Annotated in this window: 24 protein-coding genes; 16 read left to right on the top strand and 8 right to left on the bottom strand. The window is 71.3% G+C overall.

All coding sequences use genetic code 11. From position 1 onward, the window contains the following. The first annotated feature begins 9 nt into the window (after positions 1-9). The 7 genes from ACIQMJ_RS35385 to ACIQMJ_RS35355 all read left to right on the top strand — a co-directional run bounded on the left by ACIQMJ_RS35385 (position 10) and on the right by ACIQMJ_RS35355 (position 13,632). Positions 10-1,047, top strand: coding sequence for a hypothetical protein (locus tag ACIQMJ_RS35385; protein WP_499765359.1), 1,038 nt, complete (start codon positions 10-12; stop codon positions 1,045-1,047). Between the two features lie 168 nt (positions 1,048-1,215). Beyond that, positions 1,216-4,899: a DUF6079 family protein gene (locus tag ACIQMJ_RS35380; protein ID WP_499765358.1), complete on the top strand. Its 3,684-nt coding sequence runs from the start codon at positions 1,216-1,218 to the stop codon at positions 4,897-4,899. Next, positions 4,896-7,538, top strand: a complete 2,643-nt coding sequence (gene pglZ, locus ACIQMJ_RS35375; protein ID WP_499765357.1) for a BREX-2 system phosphatase PglZ — start codon at positions 4,896-4,898, stop codon at positions 7,536-7,538. The genes ACIQMJ_RS35380 and pglZ overlap by 4 nt, the downstream gene beginning before the upstream one ends. Continuing rightward, entirely contained in the window at positions 7,538-8,860 is a 1,323-nt protein-coding gene (gene brxD / locus ACIQMJ_RS35370; protein WP_499765356.1) for a BREX system ATP-binding protein BrxD, read from the top strand. Before pglZ ends, brxD begins: the two co-directional genes overlap by 1 nt. After that, positions 8,857-10,971 (top strand): DEAD/DEAH box helicase, encoded by a 2,115-nt coding sequence (locus ACIQMJ_RS35365; protein WP_499765355.1) that lies wholly within the window; start codon positions 8,857-8,859, stop codon positions 10,969-10,971. The genes brxD and ACIQMJ_RS35365 overlap by 4 nt, the downstream gene beginning before the upstream one ends. Positions 10,972-11,179: 208 nt before the next feature. Then, the gene (locus ACIQMJ_RS35360) at positions 11,180-13,066 is read left to right on the top strand and encodes a DNA/RNA helicase domain-containing protein (protein ID WP_499765354.1); all 1,887 of its coding nucleotides are present in this window, start codon (positions 11,180-11,182) and stop codon (positions 13,064-13,066) included. 113 nt (positions 13,067-13,179) lie between these two features. Next, positions 13,180-13,632: a hypothetical protein gene (locus ACIQMJ_RS35355; RefSeq protein WP_499765353.1), complete on the top strand. Its 453-nt coding sequence runs from the start codon at positions 13,180-13,182 to the stop codon at positions 13,630-13,632. Here the strand turns inward: ACIQMJ_RS35355 and ACIQMJ_RS35350 are convergent. The 4 genes from ACIQMJ_RS35350 to ACIQMJ_RS35335 are packed head-to-tail and all read right to left on the bottom strand — an operon-like array spanning position 13,629 to position 15,914. Further along, positions 13,629-13,859 (bottom strand): hypothetical protein, encoded by a 231-nt coding sequence (locus ACIQMJ_RS35350; protein ID WP_499765352.1) that lies wholly within the window; start codon positions 13,857-13,859, stop codon positions 13,629-13,631. The genes ACIQMJ_RS35355 and ACIQMJ_RS35350 overlap by 4 nt on opposite strands. A gap of 3 nt (positions 13,860-13,862) precedes the next feature. Continuing rightward, on the bottom strand, positions 13,863-15,140 hold the full coding sequence (locus ACIQMJ_RS35345) for a hypothetical protein (protein WP_499765351.1): 1,278 nt from the start codon (positions 15,138-15,140) through the stop codon (positions 13,863-13,865). Then, positions 15,137-15,439 carry a type VII secretion target gene (locus ACIQMJ_RS35340; protein ID WP_499765350.1) on the bottom strand — a complete coding sequence of 101 codons (303 nt, stop codon included), beginning with the start codon at positions 15,437-15,439 and terminating at the stop codon, positions 15,137-15,139. Before ACIQMJ_RS35340 ends, ACIQMJ_RS35345 begins: the two co-directional genes overlap by 4 nt. 10 nt (positions 15,440-15,449) lie before the next feature. After that, positions 15,450-15,914: a YbaB/EbfC family nucleoid-associated protein gene (locus ACIQMJ_RS35335; protein ID WP_499765349.1), complete on the bottom strand. Its 465-nt coding sequence runs from the start codon at positions 15,912-15,914 to the stop codon at positions 15,450-15,452. A gap of 81 nt (positions 15,915-15,995) precedes the next feature. Between ACIQMJ_RS35335 and ACIQMJ_RS35330 the strand changes: the two genes are divergently transcribed. Continuing rightward, entirely contained in the window at positions 15,996-16,733 is a 738-nt protein-coding gene (locus ACIQMJ_RS35330) for a DUF72 domain-containing protein (RefSeq protein WP_499765501.1), read from the top strand. Here ACIQMJ_RS35330 and ACIQMJ_RS35325 read toward each other — a convergent pair. Beyond that, entirely contained in the window at positions 16,726-17,463 is a 738-nt protein-coding gene (locus ACIQMJ_RS35325; protein ID WP_499765348.1) for an arylamine N-acetyltransferase family protein, read from the bottom strand. The genes ACIQMJ_RS35330 and ACIQMJ_RS35325 overlap by 8 nt on opposite strands. Positions 17,464-17,538: 75 nt before the next feature. Here ACIQMJ_RS35325 and ACIQMJ_RS35320 point away from each other — a divergent pair, with 75 nt between their 5' ends. The 3 genes from ACIQMJ_RS35320 (at position 17,539) to ACIQMJ_RS35310 (ending at position 19,430) form a co-directional block, all read left to right on the top strand. Further along, positions 17,539-18,390, top strand: a complete 852-nt coding sequence (locus ACIQMJ_RS35320) for a DUF72 domain-containing protein (RefSeq protein ID WP_499765347.1) — start codon at positions 17,539-17,541, stop codon at positions 18,388-18,390. A gap of 66 nt (positions 18,391-18,456) precedes the next feature. Continuing rightward, positions 18,457-18,822 (top strand): peptidase inhibitor family I36 protein, encoded by a 366-nt coding sequence (locus tag ACIQMJ_RS35315; protein WP_387493935.1) that lies wholly within the window; start codon positions 18,457-18,459, stop codon positions 18,820-18,822. A 158-nt stretch (positions 18,823-18,980) separates the two neighbouring features. Beyond that, a complete protein-coding gene (locus ACIQMJ_RS35310) occupies positions 18,981-19,430 on the top strand; it encodes a hypothetical protein (protein WP_499765346.1) in 450 nt (149 codons plus the stop codon). Here the strand turns inward: ACIQMJ_RS35310 and ACIQMJ_RS35305 are convergent. Together ACIQMJ_RS35305 and ACIQMJ_RS35300 are read right to left on the bottom strand one after the other, a co-directional pair. Further along, complete coding sequence (locus ACIQMJ_RS35305) at positions 19,427-20,611, bottom strand: PP2C family protein-serine/threonine phosphatase (protein ID WP_499765345.1); 1,185 nt, start codon at positions 20,609-20,611, stop codon at positions 19,427-19,429. The two genes, ACIQMJ_RS35310 and ACIQMJ_RS35305, sit on opposite strands and share 4 nt — an antisense overlap. Beyond that, positions 20,608-21,411, bottom strand: coding sequence for an alpha/beta fold hydrolase (locus ACIQMJ_RS35300; protein WP_499765344.1), 804 nt, complete (start codon positions 21,409-21,411; stop codon positions 20,608-20,610). The genes ACIQMJ_RS35305 and ACIQMJ_RS35300 overlap by 4 nt, the downstream gene beginning before the upstream one ends. Positions 21,412-21,485: 74 nt before the next feature. Between ACIQMJ_RS35300 and ACIQMJ_RS35295 the strand changes: the two genes are divergently transcribed. The 3 genes from ACIQMJ_RS35295 to ACIQMJ_RS35285 are packed head-to-tail and all read left to right on the top strand — an operon-like array spanning position 21,486 to position 23,808. Then, the gene (locus ACIQMJ_RS35295; RefSeq protein ID WP_499765343.1) at positions 21,486-22,121 is read left to right on the top strand and encodes a hypothetical protein; all 636 of its coding nucleotides are present in this window, start codon (positions 21,486-21,488) and stop codon (positions 22,119-22,121) included. Between the two features lie 23 nt (positions 22,122-22,144). Next, complete coding sequence (locus ACIQMJ_RS35290; protein WP_499765342.1) at positions 22,145-23,164, top strand: helix-turn-helix domain-containing protein; 1,020 nt, start codon at positions 22,145-22,147, stop codon at positions 23,162-23,164. Positions 23,165-23,166: 2 nt separating this feature from the next. Next, complete coding sequence (locus tag ACIQMJ_RS35285) at positions 23,167-23,808, top strand: class I SAM-dependent methyltransferase (protein WP_499765341.1); 642 nt, start codon at positions 23,167-23,169, stop codon at positions 23,806-23,808. Here the strand turns inward: ACIQMJ_RS35285 and ACIQMJ_RS35280 are convergent, their stop codons facing one another. Beyond that, the gene (locus ACIQMJ_RS35280) at positions 23,809-24,609 is read right to left on the bottom strand and encodes an NAD(P)H-binding protein (protein ID WP_499765340.1); all 801 of its coding nucleotides are present in this window, start codon (positions 24,607-24,609) and stop codon (positions 23,809-23,811) included. It abuts the gene before it with no gap. 89 nt (positions 24,610-24,698) lie between these two features. On the opposite strand from ACIQMJ_RS35280, the gene ACIQMJ_RS35275 reads away from it, so the two are divergent. Both ACIQMJ_RS35275 and ACIQMJ_RS35270 read left to right on the top strand, forming a co-directional pair. Then, positions 24,699-25,604 (top strand): AraC family transcriptional regulator, encoded by a 906-nt coding sequence (locus ACIQMJ_RS35275; protein ID WP_499765500.1) that lies wholly within the window; start codon positions 24,699-24,701, stop codon positions 25,602-25,604. Further along, positions 25,601-25,957, top strand: coding sequence for a nucleotide pyrophosphohydrolase (locus ACIQMJ_RS35270; protein WP_499765339.1), 357 nt, complete (start codon positions 25,601-25,603; stop codon positions 25,955-25,957). The genes ACIQMJ_RS35275 and ACIQMJ_RS35270 overlap by 4 nt, the downstream gene beginning before the upstream one ends. Positions 25,958-26,421 lie beyond the last annotated feature (464 nt).

The following is a 26,421-nucleotide window of genomic DNA, read 5'->3' as shown; positions in this document are numbered from 1 at the left end:
TCGTCGCACGTGTGGATCTCGGAGTCGCACGCGCGGCACGTCCACGCCGCCTGCGGTTCGACAGGCAGGGCGTTCGCCGTCGCGAGCGTCGTGCTCGCGACGGCGACCGTGGTGCTCGGCCTTCGCCTCCCGATCGCCTACCACTTCTTCGGTCCGGTGGTGTGGATCACCGGCGGCGCTTCGGTGCTCAACGTGCTCTATGCCGCACTCGGCCTGACGGGAGTCCGCTCCTACATCCAGGGCGGCTACCTCGACGTCAACGCCGCGCGGAGAACGCGGCGGCTGTTGGCCGCGATGTGGGCCACCTCGATCATCTTCTCGTCCTTCGCCTGCCTCCTGCTACTGGCCACCGTCGCGGCGGAATCGGACAACCCCCGCCACCCGGACGTGCGCTTCACGGTCGGCGTCTGGGCGTATCTGTGCCTGCTGGCCTCGCCTCCAGTGCTGGCCGGTGTCCTCTTCTTCGTGGGACGTCGTCTCTTGATCACGGCTCCGCCTCCCACCCACCTGGGCGTGGCCGCGACCTCTGCCGTGGCGTATCCGCCACCTCCGCAGCGCCACGTGTGGATCTCGGCGACCCGTGCGCACGAAGTCCGCACCGCGTGCGGGCGGCTCGGCGGGGCGCTGCTCACCGCCGGTGCTCTACTGCCGCCGTTTCTCGTGCTGATCGGCGGTCGGCTTCCCGCGATCCACCCGGCGCTGGGCTTCCTGAGCTGGACCTTCGCCGTCGTCGGTGTGGTGCAGGTGTTCGTCGCGGCCACCGTTCTGCGTGGTGGCCGCCGGTATGCGACCGGCGAGCACCTGGACGTGGACGGGGCGCTGACAACCCGCAGGTCGCTCGGCGTGGTCTGGGGGTTCGGCCTGTTCAGCACGGTGTTCTCCGGTGTCGGCCTGGTGCTGGGGCTCTCGACCGCGGCCGGTGATGCGGCCCAGTACCCCGCCACCGCGTGGGTGGTGCTGTCGCTCATGGCCACACCGGGAGTGCTCACCGGCGTCGCGTTCTTCGCAGGGCGGCGGCTGTTCACGCCGCCCATCCCCGCACGATGACCAAGCGTCGGCGTTGAGCTGAACGGGTGACACCTGAAACGCCGAAGGCCGTCGGTCCTATAACGACAATCAGGGCCGCCTTCACCGCCGTGCGAGCCTGGTCCGGGTGGCCTGACCGGCGGCGATCCGGCCGACTACGGTGAGGCGGCTACCGTCGGTTTCGACAGAATGCGAACCAGGGGGTTCTCCAGCGTGACCACCGCCGGGCCGAGCACCGCGCCGCTGCTCCGGGAACTGATCGACATCCCAACGGGCGTCCACCGGGGTGACTTCGTCCTCAAGTTGACCGAGGGCGTCGACACCAAGCGCGACCAGGCGCTGAACAGCTACGTCGTCACACCCCAGCTGCGGGTGGCGTTCGGCGAGGCGCTGGGCCTGATCAAGTCCGCGCTGGACGAGCACAGCTCCAAGGCCGCCTACCTGCACGGTTCCTTCGGTTCCGGTAAGAGCCACTTCATGGCGGTGCTGCACGCCCTGCTCGACGGGCACCCCGGCGCGCTGGACCGGGCCGACCTGGCCGAGGTCACCACGCGGCACCCCTGGCTGGGCGACAAGCGCTTCCTGCTGGTCCCCTACCACCTGACCGGGTCGGAGAGCCTGGAAGCGGCCATCCTCGGCGGCTACGTGGAGCACATCCGCCGCCACGAGCCCGGCAAGAAGATCCCGCAGGTCTACCGCGCCCAGGGTTTGCTGGAGGATGCTCGGAGGCTGCGGGAGAAGCTCGGCGACGAACGGTTCCTGGCCGGGTTTCCCAACGAGGCCGACGCCGGCTGGGGCGATCTCGGCCAGGCGATGACCGCGGAGAAGCTTGACGAGGGGTTCGCCGCCCCGATCGGCAGCCCGGCGTCCGACGACCTGATCACCAAGGTCATCGAGGCGTACTTCCCGAACTACGTCGACTCGGTGCGGGGTTCGGCCAGCGCGTTCAAGCCGCTCGACCAGGGCTTGGCCGAGATCAGCCGGCACGCCAAGGAACTCGGCTACGACGGCATCGTGCTGTTCCTGGACGAGCTGGTGCTGTGGCTGGCGGGCAAGATCGGCGACCAGGCGTTCATCAGCCGGGAGACGGAGAAGGTCGCCAAGCTGGTCGAGGCCGGTGACGCGCACCGACCCGCGCCGATCATCAGCTTCATCGCACGTCAGCGCGACCTGCGGGAACTGGGCATCGGCGCCGAGCGCACGGGTGCCGAGCTCCAGTCGTTCCACGACCGGCTCAACCACTGGGACGGTCGCATCGAGCGCATCACGCTCGAAGACCGCAACCTGCCGCTGATCGCCCAGGAACGCGTCCTCAAGCCCTTGCCGGGCAAGGAGGAGCAGCTGCGGCAGGCGTTCCAGCGGACGTTCGCGCTGCCGGGCTCCGTGCGGGACGTGCTGATCGGCTCGGGTGACGGCGGCTCGTTCGAGCGGTCCTACCCGTTCAGCCCCGCGTTCATGGACACGTTGGTCCACGTGTCGTCGGCGTTGCAGCGGGAACGCACCGCGCTGCTGCTGATGCGGCAGATCCTGGTCAACCGGCGCGACGACTTCCGCCTCGGTCAACTCGTGCCGCTGGGCGACCTGTTCGACGCGGTCGCCGACGGCGCCGACCAGCCGTTCACCGAGCAGCTCAAGCACGAGTTCGAGGAGGCGCGCACCCTCTACCAGCGCACCCTGCGGCCGATGCTGCTGCGCGACCGCGACCTGCGCGAAGAGCAGGTCGCGGGTCAGGCGGACGCGGACCCGGCCGTGCTGCGCGCGTTCCGCAGCGACGACCGCCTGGTCAAGACGCTGCTGCTGGCGGCGCTCGCGCCGGACGTGGAGGCGCTGCGCGACCTCACCGCCCGCAGGCTCGCCGCGCTGAACCACGGCACCATCACCGCGCTCATCCCCGGCCAGGAGGTCGGCGAGGTCGTCCGCCGCCTGCGCAGCTGGGCCAGCCGCGTCGCGGAGCTGCAACTCGGCGAGGGCAGCGATCCGAGCGTGCGGCTCAACCTGGTCGGGGTGAACGTCAACGCGATCCTCGACCGGGTCGTCTCGCTCGACCAGCAGCCCGCGCGCCGCAAGCTGGTCCGCGAACTGCTGTTCTCCGAACTCGCCGTGACCGACACAGGCACGACGCCCGTCGAGCACCCGGTGGTGTGGCGGGGCAGCAGGCGCACCCTCGAAATCGTGTACGGCAACGTGCGTGACCGCCAAGAGTTGCGTGACGACCTGTTCGAGCCGTCGGTGGACGGTCGCTGGCGGCTGATGCTCGACTACCCGTTCGACCCCGACAACCAGTCCGCGGCCCAGGACCGCATCCGCGTGCTCGAACTGCGTGCGACGGGGGGCAACCGCCCGGCCGTGGCGTGGTTGCCGGGGTTCTTCACCTCCGACGTGCTCGACAAGCTCGGCAGGCTGATCAAGGTCAACTACCTGCTCGGCGACCGGGCAAGGCTCGAGGAGCACACCCGCACGATCGGACCCGAGGACCGCAGGCGGGCGTACGACCTGCTGCGCAACCTCCAGAGCTCGCTGCGCAACGAGCTGCGGGACGCGCTGAAGAACGCCTACGGGCTGATCAGCCGCCCGAAGGAGGAGATCGTCCAGGACTGGAACGACCACCTGGTCAGCCTCGACGCGACGGTCAACCCCAAGATCGACGCCGGCCGGTCCTTCGCCGAGGCCCTGCGCTCGCTGGTGGACCAGCTCTACGCCGCGACCTACCCCGACCACCCCGACTTCGACCCGCAGCGCAAGGGCGACGTCGTCCGCGACGGCGACCTTCGCACAACGCTCACGCTCGTCAGGCAGGCCGCCGACGCGCCGGAGGGCCGCATCGAAGTCGACCGCGGCGACCGTGAGGCGCTGCGGCGCATCGCGCACCCGCTGCGACTCGGCGAGGAGCACAACGGGCCGTTCGTGCTGGGTCGGTACTGGGCCGACGAGCTGGACCGGCGCGCCGCCCAGGAGCACGGCGACGGCGAGTTGACCGTGCGGACCGTGCGTGGCTGGCTGCGCCACCTGGGCATGGAACGCGTGGTCGAGAACCTGGTGATCGCCGTGTTCGCCGAGCTGACCCACAGGGCGTGGATGCGCGGCGACCAGCGCATCGACCCGCCGGAGACGCCGAAGGACCTCGCCGACGACATGGTGCTCTACCGGCAGGCCCTCCCCTCGGCCGAGCAGTGGGAGACGGCCTGCCGGCTGGCGGAGGCCCTCACGGGCAGGTCCCTGCGGACCGCCGTGATCTCCCCGCGCGCCGTGGCGAAGTTCTCGCGGGCCGTGCGGGCCAAGGTCGACCAGGTGCGCCTGCCCGCCGTGGAGCTGGTGGAGGTGCTCGACCAGCACGCGGCCCGTCTCGGTTTGGACCTCGACGCGTCCCACGCCCGTTACCGAGTAGCCGTCGTCGCGCGCGACCTGGTGACCGGGCTGCACTCGGTGCACGACCCGACCAGGCTGGTCGAGGTGCTCGCGGATGCCGACCTCGGTGGCGTCGAACCGATGCTGATCAGCAAGTCGCTGGAGTCCGCGGGTGAGGTGGCGGGCGCGTTGCGGACCGCCGACTGGGACATCCTGGACCTGCTCGACGACCCCGCCGCCGCCGAGGTGGCCGCTGAGCTGCGCGTGGGCGCGAACGCCAACGAGCACGCCGTCCCCTTGCGCAAGGCGCTCGACCAGGCGAAGCGCCGACTGATCACGCTGTTCCGGCCGCCGAAGACCAACCCCGAACCTCCCAAGGACCCCACTCCCCCGCCACCGAAGCCCGGGCCCGGTACGCGTCAGGCCAGGGGCAGGCTCGGTGACGTCCTCGGCGAACTGCGGAAGTTCGGCGAGGAGCACCCCGACGCCACCATCGAGGTGACGTTCCGCGTCGTGGAGGGCGGATGACGGCGACCGACCTCGACTCGGCGATCGAGAACGCCGTCGTCAGCCGCGTGATCGACATCGTCGAGAAGCTCGACGGGGCGGGCAACGGGAAGACCGGACGAGTCGTGATCGGTGTGCGGACGCGACGCGCGCCGGTGTGGCACGGACCGGCCGAAGGCGAGGTGTGCGGGCACCCCGTGCGTTACGTCGCCTGCCCGTCGGTGCTGTCCGTGCTGGCCGCGCTGGCCCTGCCGCCGGTGGAGGGCTCGACCTACGAGGTGTTGGTCGTGCTCACCGACCGCGACGAGGAGGAACTCGGCGACGCGGTGATGGCGCGGCTGCACCGGGAGCACCTGCACGAGGTGAGCAAGTACACCCTGCTGCAAGACCTGTTGCGGACCAGGCAGCTCGACCCCCGACTGCGTGGTCGCGAGAACGCCTGGTTGGTGGACGCCCTGGTCGAGCTGGCTCGAGCCGGAGGGCTGCCGAACACGACCGGGCTGTCGTTCGGCCGCGACGTGGCGCTGCGCCACGTCGTGCGAAACCGGTTGGCGGTGGACCCCGCGACGCTGGACCTCAGCGCGTTGATCACCGCTGTGGACGACATGGCGACCGTCACGCGGTGGCGCGAACTCGGGGCCGACGAACGTCGGGGCATCACCGAGCACCTGGTGGAACGCCTGGGCCGCGCCGCCGACGTGGTGCTGCGCCTCACCGCCGCCCGGGACGACGTGGTCCCCGAACTGCTCGTCGCCGACGTCCTGACCCGCGCCCCCGAAGACGACGTGACCGTGGCGCGGGCGTTCGGCGCGTTCGCGCACTCGCGGTTCGGGTCCGACGAGCCGTCCCGCGCCGACCTGGGTGTCGCGGCGTCGGCTGCCGTGGAACTCGTCGCCCGCTCCGACACGCAGCGAGCCTGGCAGCAGGTCCGCCAGGCGGACTCACTGCTGGCCCAGCTGAACGCCGTGGAGCTCGCGCACCACAGCCGACTGCTGCCCAGCGGGCTCGTCGCGCGCATGGAACGGGCGGCGACCACGCTGGACGAAGCCGACCTGCTGGCCGTGGAGGAGCACCACGCCACCGGCGACCAACGACCACAGGTCCGCAGGCTGCGGGCGGCGGTTCGGCTACGCCGCTGGCTCGACAGCTCACCGGCCGACATCACCACGATGCCGGACGCGCTGCGCCGCCACGCCCGCGACCTGGCGTGGGTCGACGGCGAGCTCACCCAGGTGCGCCGGGGCTCGTCGAACCCGGTGGTGGCCAAGGCCCTCGGCCGGATCGCCAAGCGCGCCGGAGCCCGGCGCGCAGAACTGGACCGGCAGTTCGCACGAGCCCTGCCCGAAGCGGCCTACACCCGCCCGGACGGCGTGGTCGCCGTCGAGACCCTCCTGCGCGACGTCGCCGCACCGCTAGCCCGCAAGCACAAGGTGCTGCTCGTCGTGGTCGACGGCATGTCGGGCGCGGCGGCAGCCGAGATCGCCGGTTCGATCGAGGACAACCCGCGTCTCGGCTGGACCGAGGTGGTTCGATCGCCCGATGGGGGGCGAGAGGCGGTGCTGGCCGCGTTCCCCACAGAGACGGCCTACAGCCGGACGTCGCTGTTGACCGCCTCGCCGGCTGCCGGAACAGCGGACGACGAGCGCCGGGCGTTCCCCAAGCACGGGTTCTGGCCGCCCCGAACGCGGGCGGTGCTGGTGCACAAGGCGGGCGTCGCCGGCTCGTCCGGCGCGGACCTCGGAGCCGAGCTGGACGCGGAGTTCGCCCCGCGCACCGAGCCGCAGGTCCTGGCCGTCGTGCTGAACACCGTCGACGACGCGTTGAGCCGAGGCAGGCAGGCGGAGGACCCGGCATGGGGCTACCGCGACGTGGCGCACCTGCCCGAGCTGCTCGACCGGGCCGCCGAGGGCGGTTGGGTCGTCGTGCTCACCAGCGACCACGGCCACGTGCTGGAGCACGGCTCCGAGCACCGGCCGGACGCCACCGGCGGCGCCCGGTGGCGGCTGCCGAACGGCGAGACGCGAGCCGACGAAGTGGCGCTCACCGGTCCGCGGGTCCTGGTACCCGGAGGGACGGCGGTGCTGGCCGCCTCGGAGGACGTCCGCTACGGCGGGCGCAGCCACGGCTACCACGGCGGCGCGGCCCTCGCCGAGGTGGCGATCCCCCTCGTCGTCCTCCTGCCGCCGGGTGTCGAGGAACTGGACGGGTGGTCGGTGCACTCCCAAGGCGCACCGGACTGGTGGACCGGTCGCCGGACCGCCGGACCGCGGAAGCCGGCGCCCGAGGGCAAGCGGAGGACCTCCAGGACACTCCCGCCGCAACCGGACCTCTTCGCCGGCGACACCGTGTCACGCGGCACGCTCCTGATCGGCAGCGAGACGTTCCTCAACACGCACAAGGGCCAGCCCGCCAACCGGGTGTTGAAACCGGAGGTTTTCCGCGACGTGGTGGACGCCGTGCTCTCCGCCGGGGGCAGGTTGCCCGTCGCGGACGTCCTGCGTGCCGCGGGCACCCCGGGGCGCAACCCTCGTGGTCTGGTCGCGGCTCTCGGTCGGGTGCTGAACATCGACCAGTTCCCGGTGGTCGACCTGATCGACGACGGGCGCACGGTCGTGATCAATGAGAAGCTGCTGGACGAGCAGTTCCCCGAAGGACGCTGATGAAGACGGTCAGTCCGGCACGCAGGCGCGCGGTACTCGCAGCACTGCGGCGCGGCACCGTGCCGGAGAGCGGCTTGGACCTGTTCGCCGTCGGGATGGACCGGCTCACGCCGACGTTGGACGAGGAACTCGCGGCGTGTGCGGCAGGCGGAGCGGGATTCAAGGCCGTGCGCGGCGAGTATGGCGCGGGCAAGACGTTCCTCGCGCGCTGGCTCGCCGAGCGTGCCAAGGCCGCGGGCATGGCGGTCAGCGAGGTGCAGGTGTCCGAGACCGAGACGCCGTTGCACCGCTTGGAGACGGTGTACCGGCGGCTCTGCGAGAACCTCACCACTGCGGTCAGCCCGCCAAGCGCGTTCCGCTCGGTGCTGGACAGCTGGCTGTTCGCGTTGGAGGAGGACGTCCTCACCGAAGGCGATGTCGACGATTCCGACGCCGACCGGCTCGGTGACGCGGTCGACGCCCTGCTGGAGTTGAGGCTCGGCCAGATCGCCCGCACCACGCCCGGCTACGCCGCGGGCCTGCGCGGCTATCGCAGGGCCGTGGCCGTCGGGGACGGCGACACCGCAGACGGCCTGGCTGCCTGGCTCGCGGGTCAGCCACACGTCGCCGCCGGCGCCAAGCGCACGGCGGGCGTCAAGGGCGACATCGACCACTTCCAGGCGTTGGGCTTCCTCCAGGGTCTGCTGACCGTGCTGCGCGACGCCGGGCACCCGGGGCTGCTGCTGGTGCTGGACGAGATCGAGACGCTTCAGCGGGTTCGCGGCGACGTGCGGGAGAAAGGGCTCAACGCACTGCGGCAACTGCTGGACGAAATCGACGCGGGCCGCTTTCCCGGCCTGTTCCTGGTGATCACCGGGACGCCCGCGTTCTTCGACGGGCAGCAGGGCGTGCAACGGCTCCCGCCGCTGGCGCAGCGACTGGCCACCGACTTCACCACGGATCCGAAGTTCGACTCCCCTCGGGCGGTGCAGCTTCGATTGGCCGGGTTCGACCTGGTCAAACTGGGTGAGCTGGGCCGGGCCGTACGTGACCTGTACGCGGGCGTCGCGCGCCATCCCGACCGCGTGTCGTCGGTAGTGGATGACGCGTACGTCGCCCAGCTCGCCGATGCGGTCACCGGTGGTCTCGGTGGCCAGGTGGGCGTGGCGCCGCGGATCTTCCTGCGCAAGCTGGTCGCCGACGTCCTGGACCGCGTGGACGAGCACGACGACTTCGACCCGCGCAGGCACTACGCCCTCACGCTCACGCAGTCCGAGCTGACAGAGGTGGAGCGGAACGCCGCGGCGCGATCCGCCGACGACATCGAGCTGGACGTGCCATGACCACCGGCCTCGACGGCCTGCACCCGGCGCTGGTGCACCACGTCGTCAACACGCTCGGGTGGAGTTCGTTGCGGCCGTTGCAAGCCGAGGCGGTGGGGCCGCTGGTGGACGGTGACGACGCCGTGCTGCTGGCGCCCACCGCCGGGGGCAAGACGGAGGCCGCCTGCTTCCCGCTGCTCAGTGCGATGGAACAGCACAGGTGGACCGGTCTGTCGGTCATCTACGTGTGCCCGCTCAAGGCACTGCTGAACAACCTCCACCCCCGCCTGGAGGGCTACGCCTCGTGGCTGGGGCGGCGGGTCGGCCTGTGGCACGGCGACACGACCCAGGCCACCCGCCGGAAGATCCTCCGCGACCCGCCGGACGTCCTGCTCACCACGCCGGAGTCCCTGGAGGCGATGCTCGTCAGCGTCAAGGTGGAGCACGGCACGTTCTTCGCCGGTCTCCGCACGGTGGTGGTGGACGAGGTGCACGCCTTCGCCGGCGACGACCGCGGTTGGCACCTGTTGGCTGTCCTGGAGCGCCTGACACGGGTGGTCGGGCGGCGGATCCAGCGTGTCGGATTGTCCGCGACGGTGGGCAACCCTCAGGAGCTGTTGACCTGGTTGCAAGGTTCCAGCAGGGGAAAGCACCCCGCTCGGGTGATCGCGCCGGGCGTCACCGCCACGGCGGTGGACCCCGCCTCGGTCGGCGAGATCGAGCTCGACTACGTGGGTTCGGTGTCCAACGCGGCCACGGTGATCTCCTCCCTCCACCGGGGCGAGAAGCGGTTGGTGTTCTGCGACAGCCGACAGTTGGTGGAGGAACTGGGCGAGGCGCTGCGCGGCCGAGGCGTCACCACGTTCCTCTCCCACGCGTCCCTGTCCGTGGACGAGCGGCGGCGAGCCGAGTCGGCGTTCGCCGAAGCTCGCGATTGCGTGATCGTGTCCACCAGCACGTTGGAGCTGGGCATCGACGTGGGCGACCTGGACCGGGTCATCCAGATCAACGCGCCCGGTTCGGTGGCGTCGTTCCTGCAACGCCTCGGACGCACCGGTCGGCGGGCGGGAACGGTCCGCAACTGCCTGTTCCTCGCCATCAGGCGCAACCAGGTGCCGTGGACGGCAGGGCTGCTCCTGCTGTGGAGCAGAGGCTTCGTCGAGCCCGTCACCGCGCCGCCACAACCACGGCACATCGTGGCGCAGCAGTTGCTCGCGTTGGCGCTGCAGGAGAACCGCATCGGCGACCGATTGTGGGTGGAAGGGTGGAACGGCCTGGCGCCGTTCGACCGCGGCGCCGAACCGATCCTGCGGTACCTGGTGGACAACGGCTTTCTCGACCGTGATGGGGACATGCTGTTCATCGGGCCGGCGGCGGAACAGCGCTTCGGGCGCAGGCACTTCATGGACATGACGGCGGTGTTCACCGCACCACCGCAGTTCACCGTCCTGCACGGCCGCCGCGAGATCGGGCGCACCGACCCCGCCCTGCTCACCGAGAAGGTCGAGGGGCCTCGCCTGCTGCTCCTGGGCGGCCGGAGCTGGAAGGTCGGCTGGATCGACTGGAAACGCCGCCGCTGCTTCGTGGAAGAGGCGACCGGTGGCGGCAAGGCACGCTGGCACACCCCTGGGCTCAGTGGCGCCTCACTCGAGCTGAGTCGCGCGGTTCGGGACTTACTGCTGGGCGGCGATCCACCCGTGAAGATGACCCAACGGGCACAGCGCGCGTTGACCGAGGAGCGTCAGGCCGCGAGCAGCACCGTCCACCCGGGCGGAACGGTCGTGACCCGTGACGGCGTGGACGTGCGCTGGTGGACTTGGGCGGGCTATCGGGCGAACGCCACTCTGGCCTCCACGCTGTCCGAGCTGACCGATGCCAGGCAACGCGTGGACGACGCGTCGATCCGGCTCCGCACTGACGTCACGGTGGACATGTGGCGGGCGGCGCTGGCCGACGCGGCTGAGCGCTTGTGCCTACCGGAGGTCGACGAGCGGGCACTGGAAGGCTTGAAGTTCAGTGAAGCGCTGCCGCACACCCTCGCCACGGCGACGTTGGCCGCCCGCTTGGCCGACCAGAACGGCGCGGCGACGGTTCTGGCCGAACCCACCAGGTTCGTCGTCACCGCCGGCTAGCCGCAGTAGACGATGGGAGGGCTGGATCAGCGCCTCCCGTCGCAACGGTTTCACCCGAACAGACGCAGGACCGCAGCGGTGGCACTGGTGCGCCACCTGATCACTCGCCGCGCTAACCTCTCCCTGCGGCCCGCCGGGCACCGGGTTCACCCCCGTCGCTGCCCCCACCCGCACGTGTATTCCGCGTGCCCAGGTGGGGGATCAACCGGTGGCTCTCGTGCGCCGCAGCGCTCAGAACCTGCTCGACATGTCCGATCGGCTGCACACCGTGCTGGAGGAGCAAGCCCGGATCCAGTTCGAGTCGGGGGTCGGCCGGGCCGAGGTGCGGTCGTGGCAGAACAGCCTGCCCGCGTTCCTGACCGACGTGGTGGATGCGGGTCTCGGACACGTCGAGGTGCTGCTGGAGCACAAGCTCCCGCACAACCCGAAGCGCGTCGACGTCGTCCTGTGCGGCACGCACCCCCGACGCGGCACCGCCTCGTACGTGCTGGTCGAGCTGAAGCAGTGGTCGAGCGCGGAATCGGTGGGCGACGACCTCGTCCAAGTGCCCCAGTACCCGGAACCTGTCCTGCACCCGGTGGAGCAGGTGCGCCGGTACTGCGAGTACCTCGTCGACTCCACACCCGCGCTCGCGGAGCAGCCCGGAGCGGTGCACGGCCTCGCGTACCTGCACAACGCGCTGCAGTCCGGGGTCTGGCAGCTTTCCCAGTACGGCATGGACGACTACGGCCGCCTCTACACGATGGACACCCGATCGCGGATGGCCGATCACCTGAAGTCGCTGCTCGACCCGGATCCGGCGACCAGAGACGCGGCCGGCCGAGCCGCGGAAGACCTGTTGAACGCGAGGCACGCGCCCTCGAAGCCGCTGCTCGACCTGGCGGCGCGCGAGATCCAGGAGCGCGAGCAGTTCGTGCTCCTCGACGAGCAGCAGGTGGCCTACAGCTCCGTCATGCAGGCCGTCGAACGCGCACGGACCAGCCGGACGCAGACCGTCGTGATCGTGCTCGGCGGGCCGGGCTCCGGCAAGAGCGTCATCGCGCTGAGCCTGCTCGGCGAGCTGGCCCGGTTGGGTCGCCGCGTCTACCACGCCACCGGCTCGAGCGCCTTCACGAGCACGCTGCGAAAACTGGCGGGCCGGCGTGCGCCACGGGTGCAGAGCATGTTCAAGTACTTCAACAGCTTCATGGACGCCGAGCCGCGCGGCTTGGACGTGCTGATCTGCGACGAAGCGCACCGCGTGCGCGAGACCAGCGTCAACCGCTACACCAGGGCCGAGGCCCGGCAACGTGCCCGTCGGCAGGTCACCGAGTTGATCGACGCGGCGTGGGTGCCGGTCTTCCTGCTCGACGAGCACCAGATCGTGCGGCCGGGCGAGATGGGTTCCCGGCAGCAGATCGAGGCCGCCGCTCGGGCGCTCGGCTGCCACGTCGAGGTCGTGCACCTGGCGGGGCAGTACCGGTGCGGCGGGTCGGAGTTCTTCGACGCCTGGAGCGCGGGGCTGCTGGGCATCGGCCGGCGTCACGCGACCGCCTGGTCGGACCTCGTGACCCGCGACGACGAGGACTTCGTGGTGCGCGCCGCCGGCGCACCGGGTGAGGTCGAGGAGTGGTTGCTCGCCCAGCAGGGGCGGTTCGGCGGCACGGCGCGCCTCGCTGCGGGGTACTGCTGGCGGTGGAGCGATCCGGTGACGGTGAACGGCACGAAGGTGCTGGTGCCGGACGTGCAGATCGGCGACTGGCAGCGCCCGTGGAACGCCAAGCCAGGCAAGAGGGTCGCCGACGCGCCCGAATCGCACTACTGGGCGAGCGATGAGCGCGGCTTCGGCCAGGTCGGCTGCGTGTACACGGCCCAGGGCTTCGAGTACGACTGGGCGGGCGTGATCTTCGGTCCCGACTTCGTCCGGCGGGACGGGCGGTGGGTGGCACGCCCCGAGCACTCCCGTGACCCGGCCGTGAAGAAGGCCGAGGGCGCGAACTTCCACGAGCTGATCAGGAACACGTACCGGGTGCTGCTCACCAGGGGGATGCGCGGGGTGTGCGTCTGCTCGACCGACCCGGAGACGCAGGAGTACCTGGAGAAGATGGCGCGCTGACAGCGGTCGTCGGTACCTCTCGGTGTCCGAGGTATTAGTGCGCGAGAGTGCTCTGGCCGCGCAGCCGGGTGAGGGGTGCTCACGACGGTCGGGGACACCCGATCTTGTGTGTCATGACCTCGCAGCGACGAAGAGCGCGCGCCCGCCGTCCCCGGCCCGACCCCGTCCGCGTGGAGGAGTTGGTCGCCTACCTCCGCGCCGACCGCGCGTGGCGGGACGAGGTGGCCAAGCGGCTCGTGGCCAGGTTGGACCAGAGGCTCGTGCGGTCGGCGCGGGCGTACGGGTGCAGGCCCATCGCGCACGTGGCGGAGGAGTTGGACAGCCAGGCGTGCGTCGACCTCGGGCCCGGTGTGCCGTACCAGTTGGCCAAGGCGGTGTACGGGCAGGTGCGGTTGCGGGGTGCGGCGCGGTTGCGGCAGACGGCGCGCAGCCTGCGGGTGCTCGGCGTGTACCTGTGCGGCAGCGACCTGGCCGGGTGCCCGTGCACGGAGGCGTTGGCCCGTGATCCGCAGCAGGCCAGGGTCGACCGCGTGGTGAGCGGGGCGTTGGACGGCGCCGGGTTCTAGCTCTGGTGCACGAGCCGTTCCGGGGCCTCATGGGTGCTCAGCCACGCCTTGGCCAACTTGCCCGCCGCTGCCCGGAACACGCCGTCGCGGTTGCCGTCGTCGGGCTGGATGGTCTCCGACTGCTTGTCCAGCACGAGGAACCGCTCCGCGCCGCCGTCGGTGTGGAACCGGTAGCGGACGCTGGCCGCGGTCTCCTCTTCCTTGTGCAGGTACACGAGCATGGCCATGGCCTACCTCCAGGGAGCGCTGTAGTCCTCGTTGGACGGCGGCGGGATGCGCGTCTCCCACCGCGACACCTCGTTCGCCGCCGCGTGGGCTTCGCGGTACGAGGCGTTCGGGTTCTGCTGCCAGTATCGGGCTTCGGCCAGTTCGTGCTCGAGCAGGGCCACGTCCTCCGGCAGTGCCCGACCGGAACGCAGCCGCAGCCACGCCTCCGCCATGTCCGGGCTCGGGTCGAACCGGGCCATCACGGTGCCGCCGTTCTGCCCCTCCAAGGGGTGCAGGTCCTCGAACACGTGGTTCTTGATCTGCTCGATCTCCTCGCGGGTGAACCCGGTACTGCCGTCGGTCCGCCGCACGTCGGCCACGTGGCCGGCGACGTCGTCGATGTCGTCGGAGTTGCGGATCGACTGGTAGGCGTTCTCCGACCAGCGCTCCAGCCGGTCGTACGCGCGCAGCGACCCGTCGTCCACGGGCCGCGCCCCGCCCGTCTGCCCCGGCAGGGGCGCCTCGTCGGCCTGCCGGGTGGGAGCCTTGAGGTCGTCGAGCACCTTGCGGACCTTGTCGAACACGTCACCGAGCTTGCGCAGCAACGGGATCAGCTTGCCGATCGTGCGCACGAGCTTCTTGAGGATGTCGCCGATCTTCGCGCCCCACCGGGCGACCGCGGCGGACGCCTGCGCGGCGACCACCGGCGTGGCCAGGCCGAGCGTGAACGCCACCTCCAGCGCCCACGCGATGAGCCTGCCGACCAGGTCCGCGATCAGGTCGCGCACGACCTCGCGGACCACGGCGACGACGACGCCCGCCATCTCCACCGCCGAGCCGAACCCGTCGGCGGCGGTGGACGCGCCGCCCAGCACGTCGGTGGTGCGGCCGGCCGCCGCCCGGTAGGCGTCACCGGCCGCGCCCTGCCAGCCGGCGGTGTCGGCCGCGACGTCGCGCGCGTAGTCGTCGCGCACCTCGCCGACGGCCTTCGCCACGTTCTTCCACGTCTGCGCGTGCGAGGCGACCAGGTCGGCGTTGCCCGCCAGCCAGTCCAGCGCGTCCGACAGCGGCTTGACGTGCTCGATCAGCCACGACACGCCGGCTGAGAACAGCGAGCCGAGCGGGTCGACCACGAAGCTCAACGCCTCCAGGCCGACGCCCGCCACGCCCAGCCCGATGTCGATCCAACTGCCGCTCTCGATGCCGGACTTGACGTCGGCGGCGGACTCGGCGACGCCGATCCCCGAGTACCACCTGGTGCTGTCCTGCACCGGCGCGATCAACGGGTTGGCGCCGGTCACCGCAGGCTCCCGAACACCACCGCGTGGTCGTCCTCGCGCTGCTCGTACTCGTCGGCGGTGTAGCGGACGTTGGTCGCGATGTCGGCGACCCCCTTGGTGCCCGCGTCCAGCGCCGCGCTCGCCTGCTCCTCGATACCGCGCATCACGGTCGGCAGGAACTGGCACAGCTGCCCGTACGCGCCGTCGGCCATGCTGACCGTGCGAGCCGCGTGCACGGCCTGGCCGAGCCGTTCGGCCAACGCGTCGAGCTTGCTCGCGTGCGCGCGCAGCTCGGTGGGCAGGACGTCGTAGCCGGTCACGGTCTCCCCCTCACGCCAGGTACGAATCGTCGCCGAAGTCGTCGTCGTCGCGCGTCGTCCGCCTGGGCGGTGGCGGAGCCGCTTCACCGAACCGCTCCCGGTAGCTGTCCACGACCATCTTCCGCGTGTCCGGCAGGTCGCTGCCAACGGTCGCGTCCGTGACCTCGCGGACCCGCTCGGTGACGCGGGCACGTGCCGCGCGCAGGCAGCCCATCACCAGCGGTCCGAGGTCCTCCGGCCGCACGGCGCCCGCGCGGTCGGTGAACCGGATGTCGACCGGCGAGCCGGTGGAGTCGACGGTCACCACCACGGCGCCGTTCGCGCTGGTCTCGGTGACCTGGATCCGCTCGACCCCGTCCCGCAACGCCCGCAGCTTGTCGGCCCGCTGCCGCATCCCCTCGACCCAGTCGTCGATGCTGCGCTCGGCCTGCCCCGGATCACCGCTGAGCAAGCCGTCCCACCGTGGCTGCGACATGCCCACGGTTATAGCGCACGCGGACCGCCATGCGGCTGATGTTGGACGTTGAACGTTTGGACGGTCACCCGGAAGGGCAACATCGTCACCGTGGGTGAAATCCGAATCGGGACGTCCGGCTGGCGTTATCCCGAGTGGCGTGGCGACTTCTACCCGCGCGGGTTGCAGCAGCGGTTGGAATTGCAGTTCCTGTCACGACGGCTGAACACGGTGGAGATCAACGGCTCGTTCTACGGGCTGCGCAAGCCGACGGACTACAAGTCGTGGTTCGAGCGCACCCCCGAGGACTTCGTGTTCGCCGTGAAGGGACATCGCGAGATCACCCACCACAAGCGGTTGCGCGACGTCGGCGCGGACGTGGCGGAGTTCTTCGACTCCGGGGTGCTCGACCTGGGGCCGAAGCTCGGGCCGGTCCTGTGGCAGCTGCCCCCGATGCTGCCGTGGCGGCCCGAGCGGCTGACCGCGTTCCTGGACCTGCTGCCGGGCCCGCCCGTGCGGCACGCGCTGGAAGTGCGGCACCCGAGCTGGGAGAACCCGGAGCTGGTGGAGTTGCTGGCGCGGCACAACGTCGCGCTCGTCGTCGCCGAGTCGGCGGGTCGTTTCCCGCAGCCGGAGGAGCTGACCGCGGACTTCGTCTACGTCCGGCTGCACGGCGACGAGGAGCTGTACGTCAGCGCCTACTCCGACCCGGCCCTGGACCTCTGGGCGTCCCGGGCGCGGGCGTGGTCGGCCGAGCGCGACGTGTTCGTCTACTTCGACAACACGATGCGCGGGGCCGCGCCGTTCGACGCCCTGGCCCTCGCCGAACGGCTCAGCTGAGCCGGGGCACGCGGTCCAGCACGACGCCGAAGTGCTTGGCGTAGGCGTCCAGCAGCGCGTCGTCGTCCAACTCCTCGACCGCCTTCCCGTCGCCGGTCGTGGTGATCAGCTTGTTCCCGGCGATGGTGATCCGCCCGGTCGGCGTGGGCAACGAGCACGTCGCACCGCGCCGGAACGGCGACCCCGGCCACGTCTGCTGGTACCAGCACGTGGCGCGGAACTCGTCCAGCGCGCGGGGTCGCAGTTCGAGGCGGTACTGCGGCTCGCCGTCGAACAGCACGTCCACGTCCCCGTCCGGTGTGTCGACCACCCGGAACACACCGGCGGGGTCGTGCTGGTCCTGCCGGCTGACCAGGTCCAACGGCCGCAGGCTGAACCGCCCGAAACCGACGTCGACCAGCGAATCTCCCACGCGCAACGCCATGTGGTCGAACGGCGGCCCGTACGCGCCGTCGTTGAACACCTTGGCCGACAACAACCGCACGTCGTACCCGAGCGCCCGCAACAGCGCGGCGAACGCGCCGTTGAGCTCGTAGCAGAACCCGCCCCGTCCCCGGTTGACGATCTTGTCCACCAGCAGCTCCTCGTCGAGCACGATCTCCTCGCCGAGGTGGATGGAGAGGTTCTCGAACGGCACCGAGGCGACGTGCAGCTCGTGCAGCTCGACGAGGGTGTTGGCGCGGGTCGCGCCGATCCTGGCCAGGTAGGCGTCAACTGTGCGGTCGTCCATGCGCCCAACTTGCACCTTCGAGTGCGGTGGAGGTCAAGACCCGGGGTACGCCGGAGATCATTCGGGTACCTCCGAGTGGTGACGGGTGATGTTCGGATCGGGACGTCGGGGTGGGTGTACCCGACGTGGCGGGGCGCGTTCTACCCGAAGGGACTGGTGCAGCGGCGGGAGTTGGAGCACATCTCCGGGTTGCTCACGTCGGTCGAGTTGAACGGCTCCTTCTACTCCTTGCAGCGGCCGTCGAGCTATCGGGCGTGGGCGGAGCAGACGCCGGAGGACTTCCTGTTCGCGGTCAAGGGCGGCCGGTTCATCACGCACCTCAAGCAGTTGCGGGACGTGGAGATCCCGCTGGCCAACTTCTTCGCCTCCGGCGTGCTCGCCCTGGGGCCCAAGCTCGGGCCGGTGCTGTGGCAGTTGCCCCCGACCACCGCCTACGACCCGGAACGCCTGACCACGTTCTTCGACCTCCTCCCCCGCACCACCGCGGCGGCGGCCGAGCTCGCCGAGCGGCACGACGAACGCCTGTCCCCGGACCGCGCCTGGACCTCCACCGACGCCGACCGGCCGCTGCGGCACGCGCTGGAGGTCCGGCACCCGACGTTCCTGGTCCCCGAGTTCCACGACCTGCTCCGCGCGCACGGGATCGCGCTGGTCGTCTCCCACTCCGCCGGCCGGTTCCCCTACCTCGAAGACGTCACGGCGGACTTCGCGTACGTGCGCCTGCACGGCAACCAGGCCCTGTACGTCGGCAGCTACACCGACGCCGAACTGGACGACTGGTCGGCCAAGATCCGCGACTGGGCCACCGACCGCGACGTCTACGTGTACTTCGACAACGACACGGACGCCGTCGCCCCGCACGACGCCCTCCGCCTCGCCGCCCGCCTCACCGCGCCGAAACCTCGATCCGCCCACACGATCAGGTGAACGGCGGCCTCCCGGCCCCCACACCGCCGCCGCCCACAGCACCCTGGAGCGGTGGAGGTGACCCGAATGACGACCCGCAGCCTGACGACCGCGCTGGCCCTCACCGCCGGCGCCCTGGCGTCGAGCGGCACGGCCGCGGCCCACGAACCGTCCCCGTCGTGCGACCGCGGTGAGTTCTGCGTCTGGTCGGCCGCCGACTACACCGGCGACTCCCACCGCCTCGACCTGGAATCCGCGAACCCCCGCGAGTGCATCCCGCTGCCGGACGGCTTCGTGGCCCGGTCCTTCGCCAACCGCCTGAACCGGGACGTGTCGGTCTACCAGGGCGCGACGTGCTCGACCGAGGCCGAGTTCACCACCTACCCCGGCAAGGGCACCTACGTCCCCGACGCGCCGTTCGTCGTCCGCGCCATCCAGGTCTGGGAGCCCTGAGCAGCACCCGTGGTCCACCGCACCGATCGATCCCGACGACATGAGGCCGTTCCGGCCGGAATGGCACAACCGTGAACTACCCGCCCCCACCCCTGCCGCCGCGGTACCTCTGGGTCCCGGCACCGCACGCCCACCGGATCCGCACGAGGTGTCGGCACGTGGCCCTGCTGCTGCTCACCACCTGCCCGGTGCTGGTCCCGCTGCTCGTGCTGTTCGGCGGTCACCTGCCGCCCGTGTACCCGGCGCTCGGCGTCCTGAGCTGGACGCTGGTCGGCACGAGCGTGGCCATGGTGGTGCTGGCGGGCGGCTTCCTCCTCGCCGCTCGACGGCACGTGTCCGCCGAACACCTCGACCTCCACGAAGTCGGGAAGCTGCGCTCGGGGATCGTCGCGGCGTGGGCGTCCTCCCTCTTCACGACCATGTTCGCCTTCGGCGGCCTGTCGCTCGGGGTGTCGTCGGCACCGCTCAGCCCGGCCCCCCGCACCCTCTCCTGGCCCGGTGTGTGGGCGCTGATGCTCCTGATGGCCACGCCGTTCGTGCTCACGAGCATCGCCCTGGTCACCGGCCGACGGCTGCTCGCACTGCCGCAGCACCGCCGGCAGGTCTAACGGGCCGGGAGGCCGACCGCCAGGACGGCGGTGTCGTCCTCGACGCCCGTGCCGAGGCGGTCCAGCAGGCCCACGAGGGCGTCGACGGCGGAGGCCGGGGTGGTCGGGGCCAGGGTGGAGGCGAAGTCCAGCAGGTCCTCCTCGCTGTACCGGGTGTCCGGGCCGGTCCGGGCTTCGATCAGGCCGTCCGTGTAGAGCACGAACGTGTCGCCGGGCCCGAGGTGGACGGTGGTGGTGGCCACGTGGGCGTCCGGCAGCAGGCCGATCAGCTGGCCGCCCGGGATCGGCACGTACGACGCGGTGCCGTCCGCGCCCAGCAGCAGGCCCGGTGGGTGGCCGCCGGCCGCCAGGGTCAAGGTGCAGCGGTCCCGTTCGACGGCCAGGACGCCGAACGTCACCGTGCAGAACCGCGAGTGCTCGCCGTCCCGCTCCTGGATGAGCACGGTGTTCAGGTTGGTCAGCACGGTGGCCGGGTCGGCGTCGTACACGGCCGCCGAACGCAGCGTGTAGCGGGTCAGGGACGTCACCGCGGCGGCGTTCGCGCCCTTGCCGCACACGTCGCCGAGGAACAGCCCCCACCGGCCGTCCGCCAACGGGAACAGGTCGTAGAAGTCGCCGCCCACCTCGAACGGCGAGGCGTGGTGGTAGTGGGTCGCGGTCTCCACGCCCGGCACGGCGGGCAGCACCGGCGGCAGCAGGGTCCGCTGCAACGTCGTGGCCAGCCGGGCGATCTCGTCGCGCTCGTGCTCGGCCTGCTGCCGGGCGCGCAGCAGCTCCCGCTCGTACGCGCGCCGGTCGCGCGCGTCGAACACCGTGGTGCGGATCAGCAGCGGCTCGCCGTCGCCGTCGGTCTTCACGGTCGAGTTCACCAGCACCGGCAGCCGCGTGCCGTCGGCCGCGACCATCTCCAGCGCCACCCCGCCGATCTCGCCCTGCATCCGCAGCAACGGCGCGAAGTGCGTCTCGTGGTACAGCTTCCCGCCGACGCTGAGCAGGTCGGCGAACCGCTTGCGGCCCACGAGCTGCTCGCGCGAGTACCCCAGCCACCGCAGCAGCGTCCCGTTCACCTTCGCGATGTGCCCGTCGGGCAGGGTGGACAGGTAGCCGCACGGCGCGTTCTCGTACAGGTCTTCGGCGCTGTCCTCCAACAACGCCGAGAACGCCTCGCGGTCACACGTCACCGCGACTCCGCCACGAACCGGGCTATCGCGGCGGCCGTGGCCTGCGGGGCGCTGAGCTGCGGGCAGTGGCCGGTGGCCTCCAGCGTCACGAGCGTGCTGCCGGGGATGCGGGCGTGCACATACGCGCCCACCTCGGGCGGCGCGATCGCGTCGTGCCGGCACTCCAGCACCAGCGTCGGCACGGTCACCTTCCCCAGGTCCGCCCGGTTGTCGGACAGGAACGTCGTGCGGGCGAACACCCGGGCCACCTCCGGGTCCGTGCGGCAGAAGCTGTTGGTCAGCTCCTCCCCCAGCTCCGGCCGGTCCGGGTTGCCCATGATCACCGGGGCCATGACGGCCGACCAGCCCAGGTAGTTGCTGTCCAGCGAGTCCAGCAGCTCGTCGATGTCGGCGACGCTGAACCCGCCGCGGTACTCGTCGTCGTCGATGTACCGGGGCGACGGCGTGACCAGCACCAGCTTGGCGAACGTGGCCGGTTCCGCGACCGCGGCCAGCACCCCGACCATCGCCGACACGGAGTGGCCCACGAACACCACGTCGCGCAAATCCAGCTCGTGGCAGATCTCCAGCACGTCCCGCGTGTACCCGTCGAGCGTCGAATAACGCCGCTCGCTCCACGCGGACAGGTCGGACCGACCCGCGCCCACGTGGTCGAACAGCACCACGCGGCAGGTCTCGGCGAGGGTGGGCACGACCAGCCGCCACATCGTCTGGTCGCACCCGAAGCCGTGCGCGAGCATGACGACCGGGCCATCCGGGTTGCCGGTCACGACCACGTTGTTCCTGCTCCGCACATCCACACCCCCATCGTGTCACCTTTGCACCGGAGCACGAGTCGGCAGGTTTGTCGGTGGCCGCGGCTACCGTGCCGGGCATGAGGATGTCGAACGCCACCGAGCTGACCGCCGAGCACCACGCGCAGCTCGCCGAGCTGGGCCTGCGCGTCGACCACCTGGACGAGGCGATCTGGGCGGGGGTCGACGCGCGGGCGTCGGCGCCGCCGCTCGGCCCGACCAACGGCGCGGGTCTGCTCGACTGGATCCACCGGGTCGGCAGGCTCCGCGAGGTCCTCGTCGCCGAGGGCTGGACGCGGGTCGACAAGTGGAACGCGGGCCTCGTCCAGCACCCCTCCAGACCGGTGGTGCTGGGCACGCTCCAGGGCAACCGCCACACCGGCACGCCCGGCGCCCCCCTGCGCAGCGACTACGCCAAGGGCCCGGCCATCGCCGCCATGATGCGCGGCAACGACCGCGACCAGTTCACCCTCTTCGACTCGCTGCACGCGCACGAGTGGAAGCTGTGGTTCCTGGTCACCTACCCGCGGCAGGAGGGCGAGCGGCTGGTCGTGCTGCGCGAGGTGGCGCAGCCGGAGCCCACGCCGCAGGGCCAGGTCGTGGACCGGTGGGCGCACCGGATCACGCTGCCGCCCCTGGTGTTCGGCCCGCTGCCCGCGCCGCGCGGCGAGCACGGCCCCGAGGACGTCGACGTCACCGTCACGCCGCGCCGGTAGGCGGGTGCGAGAATGGCGCGATCATGCTCACGCCCTCCCGCCTCGTGCTCGCCCGGACCCGTCGCGGCCTCACCGCGGTGGAGCTGGCGCGCAAGGCGGGCACGAGCCCGGCGAGCATCGGCGACTACGAGCACGGCCGCCGCCAGCCGCGCCCGGCCACGACGGCCAGGCTGACCGAAGCCCTCGGCTTCCCGCCCGGCTTCCTGGAAGCCGACGACGTGCCCGAGGTCGAGGTGGAGTTCACCCGACCCGCGGCCCAGCGGCAGCGGGCCGCGGCGGTCGGCGCGGCCCGGCTGGCCATCGGCTTCGACGGCTGGCTGACCAGGGCGTTCACCTTCCCGGAGCCGGACGTGCCGACGTGGGAGCACGACGACCCGGAGACGGCGGCGGAGGTGGTGCGCGCCCGCTGGGGCATCCCGCACCGTCCGGCGCCCAACCTGGTCCACCTGCTGGAGGCCCACGGCGTCCGGGTGTTCTCGTTGCCGCAGGACTGCGCGGGGGTGGGCCCGTTCTCGTGCCGTCACGCCGGCACCCCGTACGTCTTCCTGGACCCGGCCGCGTCACCCGACCAGGCCCGGTTCGACGCGGCCCGCGAGCTGGGCCGGCTGACCGGCGTGACCGACCCGCAAACGTTCGCGACCGCGTTCCTGCTGCCTCGCGCGGGGCTGTTGGCGGGCGTGGCGCGCGGGCCGCTGACGGAGCAGGTCGTCGCGCACAGCGGCACGTGGCACGTGTCGCCGTCGTTGTTGGCGCACCGCTTGCTCGACCTGGGGCTGCTGAGCCGCACCCAGCACGCGACCGTGTGCGCGCACCTGGCCCGCCGGACCGCGGGGATGGTCCAGCGGGAGACGTCCCAGCTGCTCGCCAAGGTCTTCCGGGCCCTGCGCGCCCAGGGCACCACGCCGCACGGCATCGCCCGGGAGCTCCTGCTGGACGTCGAAGAGCTCAACGGCCTCGTGTTCGGGCTGGTGCTCACCGCTCTGCCCGGTCGGGGCGAGCCCGGCCGCCCCAGCCGACCGAACCTGACCCTCGTCCGGAGGTAACCGTGGACCACCAGCCCGGCCCCGACCAACCCGCCACCGCCGCCGAGTTGTTCGACGCCGTCGGTCACGACTACGAGGAGGCGTTCGGCCGGACGCCGGTCGTGGACGAGGCGATCCGGGTGCTGCTCGACCGCCTCCCGCCGCACGCCCGGGTGCTCGACATCGGCAGCGGCACGGGCCGGCCCGTGGCGGAAGACCTCGCGGCGGCCGGGCACGACGTGGTCGGGGTCGACGTGTCGGCCACCATGGTCGAGATCGCCCGGCAGCAGGTGCCGGACGCCCGGTTCGTGCACGCCGACGTCCGCGAGTGGGAGTCGGAGGACGCGAGCTGGGACGCGGTGTGCGCGTTCTTCCCGTTCCTCCAGATGACCCGCGACGAGGTCGTGGCCGTGCTGGCCAAGATCGCCCGCTGGCTCAAGCCGGGCGGGCTGCTGGCGCTGATCACCGTGCCGATGGACGTCGAGGGCCTGGTGGTGCCGTTCCTCGGCCACACCGTGCGGCTGACCAGCTTCGCCGCCCCCGACCTGATCAGCCGGGTCGAACGGGCCGGCCTGACGGTGCTGGACACCCGCAGCACCGTCTTCTCCCCCGACCGGGAGGGCCAACCCGACGAAGAGCACCTGTTCGTGCTCGCCCGAGCCTGATCAGGCCCAGGAAGCGGACGCTTCCTTGACGTAGTCGCCGAACAGCCGCCCGTCGTGCCCGAGCACGGACGGCACGCCGTCGGACAGCGCGCTGTCGTGGCCGTCGCGGATCGCGGTCAGCGACATCGTCAGGACCTCGGCGTACGCGGCCTCGATGCCGCCCTCGACCAGCAGCGCGGTGTAGTCGGCGGCGGGCACCTCGTTGATGCGGATCGAGCGACCCGACACGTCACCGATCCGCGCCAGCGCCTCCCCGAACGTCAGCGCCTCCGGCCCGGACAGCTCGTACACGACGCCGGCGTGCCCCTCCTGCGTCAACGCCGCCACCGCCACGTCGGCGATGTCCCGGGCGTCGATGAACGGGTGCGCGCCGTCGCCGCCGACCGGGAGGGTGACCTCGTCGGCCAGGACCTCCGGCAGGAAGTAGTCCTCGCTGAAGTTCTGCGAGAACCACGTCGGCCGCAGGATCGTCCAGTCCACACCGGACTCCCGCACGGCGCGCTCGCGGCCGTCGTCCGCCGGGATGCCCCGCGCCGACAGCAGGACGATCCGCCGCACGCCCGCCGCGACGGCCCGCGGCACGAACGCCGCCACCTCGGCGTCGTCCAGGTTCATCGCGAGCGGCACGAGGTAGACGGCGGTGGCCCCTTCGAGCGCGGGGGCCCAAGTGGACTGGTCCGCCCAGTCGAAGCGGACGTCCGTGCGGCGGGACACGGCGCGGTGGTCGACGCCGAGGCCGTCGAGAGCGGAGGTGACGCGGCGACCGGTCTTGCCGGTGGCTCCGAGAACCAGGATTGTCATGCCACAAGACAATCAAGCCCGTGCTGGGCGGAACATGGCCCACCGTCCCGGATGCATGTTCAATCGTCCACGTGGCCACCGCGAACGCTCTGACCGACCTCCTGCGCGGAGTGCGCGCGCAACGCGCCGACATCTGCCGCTCGTTCGCCTCACCACCGTGGTCGTTGGCGTTCACGACGACGACGCCCTTCACGCTCGTGACCGCGGTGCGGGGCGAGACGTGGCTGCTGGGCGAGGACGGCTCCCGGGTGCTGCTGAGATCGGGCTCCGCGGGGCTGATCCGCGGATCGCGGCGGTTCGTGCTGGCGGACGACCCGGCCACGCCACCGCAGGTCGAGGTGGGCGCCGCGCCCGATTGCGAGCAGTGGCGGGTCGGGACCCGCACGTACGGGCTCGACGCCGAGGGCGAGACGCTGGTGGTCACGGCCGGCTACTCGGTCGACGGGGGCGCGGCGACGCGGTTGCTCGACTCGTTGCCCGCGGTGGTGGTGGTGCCGTGCGACGACGAGCACTGCCCGACGTTGGACGTGCTGGCCGCCGAGGTGGCGAAGGACCAGGCCGGTCAGGACATCGTGCTGGAGCGGCTGCTGGAGCTGCTGCTGGTGTACGCGTTGCGCGAGTGGTTCGACCGGCCGGAGGCGAACACGCCCGCCTGGTACCGGGCGTTGGGTGACGGCGTCGTGGGACCGGCTCTGCGGGCGATCCACGACGCGCCAGAGCGCGCGTGGACGGTCGCGGACCTCGCCGCGCACGCAGGCGTGTCACGGGCGGCGATGGCGCGGCGCTTCACCGCGCTCGTGGGCGTGCCGCCGCTGACCTACCTGACCCGGTGGCGCATGGACGTCGCCGAGGACCTGCTGCGGCAGCCGGACGCCACGGTCGGGTCCGTGGCCCGTGCGGTCGGGTACGCGGACGGGTTCGCGTTCAGCACGGCGTTCAAACGGGTGCGCGGGGTGCGGCCCTCTGACCACCGTGTGGTAGCTGTGCGGGCATGAACGCACCGGATGAGAGCCGCAGGGGCCTGGAAGACCTGCGGGACGCACTGCGCCGGTTCGCCGCCGCGCGGGACTGGGACGAGTACCACACCCCGAAGAACCTCGTGATGGCGTTGTCCGGGGAGGTCGGGGAGCTGACCGACCTGTTCCAGTGGCTCACGCCCGAGCAGGCCGCGCACGCCATGGACGATCCGGAGCTGGCGTGGAACGTGCGTGACGAGCTGGCGGACGTCATGCACTACCTCGTGCGGTTGGCGGACAAGCTGGACGTGGACCTGATCGAGGCTGCGTTCGCGAAGATCGAGCGCAACGAGCGGCGTTTCCCGACCGGTGACCTGAAGCCGGTCGAGTGATTCAAGCTTGGCCGCGGCCCGGGCTTCGACCGGGTTCCGGTCAGACGTAGGTCAACAACAGCAAGATCAAGGAAATGAACACCACCAGGGCCAGGACCACCGAGGCCCACATAGGTGTCTCCGGCGAGGACGGGCGGGTGCGGGAGTGCCTGCCCGTCCGTTTGGACGATCTGCCGAATCGTCTGCGCATGCGCCACGGCACTGGCGCCTCCCTCGTCCACTCACCGGTGCTCATGCGGGAAACCGTATGGACGATCAAGGCTGGTCGACGGTGCGTCACCCACTCGCGCGCGGCACGTCGCCCGAACAGCGGTGGAAGCCACCGGAAAGTGACGGTTCGCGGCGACGTGGAAACCTGCGCCAAACCCAAAAAAGCCTTCAGGGGCACTCGAGTTCACGAGTGCCCCTGAAGGCGAAGTTATGTTCGGCGGCGTCCTACTCTCCCACACCCTCACGAGTGCAGT

Origin of the sequence: Actinosynnema sp. NPDC091369 (assembly GCF_044757065.1) — a bacterium.
Classification (GTDB): Bacteria; Actinomycetota; Actinomycetes; order Mycobacteriales; family Pseudonocardiaceae; genus Actinosynnema.
The sequence above is the reverse complement of the archived record's forward strand: the minus strand, read 5'-3'. Positions and strand labels throughout refer to the sequence as shown.

Bases quoted from the DNA above. Each gene is read 5' to 3' on its own strand.
- ACIQMJ_RS35295 (WP_499765343.1), top strand. From the start codon at position 21,486: ATGAGGATGTCGAACGCCACCGAGCTGACCGCCGAGCACCACGCGCAG.
- ACIQMJ_RS35335 (WP_499765349.1), bottom strand. From the start codon at position 15,914: ATGTCGCAGCCACGGTGGGACGGCTTGCTCAGCGGTGATCCGGGGCAG.
- ACIQMJ_RS35350 (WP_499765352.1), bottom strand. From the start codon at position 13,859: ATGGCCATGCTCGTGTACCTGCACAAGGAAGAGGAGACCGCGGCCAGC.
- ACIQMJ_RS35365 (WP_499765355.1), top strand. From the start codon at position 8,857: ATGACCACCGGCCTCGACGGCCTGCACCCGGCGCTGGTGCACCACGTC.
- ACIQMJ_RS35270 (WP_499765339.1), top strand. From the start codon at position 25,601: ATGAACGCACCGGATGAGAGCCGCAGGGGCCTGGAAGACCTGCGGGAC.
- pglZ (WP_499765357.1), top strand. From the start codon at position 4,896: ATGACGGCGACCGACCTCGACTCGGCGATCGAGAACGCCGTCGTCAGC.
- ACIQMJ_RS35325 (WP_499765348.1), bottom strand. From the start codon at position 17,463: ATGGACGACCGCACAGTTGACGCCTACCTGGCCAGGATCGGCGCGACC.
- ACIQMJ_RS35280 (WP_499765340.1), bottom strand. From the start codon at position 24,609: ATGACAATCCTGGTTCTCGGAGCCACCGGCAAGACCGGTCGCCGCGTC.
- brxD (WP_499765356.1), top strand. From the start codon at position 7,538: ATGAAGACGGTCAGTCCGGCACGCAGGCGCGCGGTACTCGCAGCACTG.
- ACIQMJ_RS35355 (WP_499765353.1), top strand. From the start codon at position 13,180: ATGACCTCGCAGCGACGAAGAGCGCGCGCCCGCCGTCCCCGGCCCGAC.
- ACIQMJ_RS35290 (WP_499765342.1), top strand. From the start codon at position 22,145: ATGCTCACGCCCTCCCGCCTCGTGCTCGCCCGGACCCGTCGCGGCCTC.
- ACIQMJ_RS35315 (WP_387493935.1), top strand. From the start codon at position 18,457: ATGACGACCCGCAGCCTGACGACCGCGCTGGCCCTCACCGCCGGCGCC.
- ACIQMJ_RS35380 (WP_499765358.1), top strand. From the start codon at position 1,216: ATGCGAACCAGGGGGTTCTCCAGCGTGACCACCGCCGGGCCGAGCACC.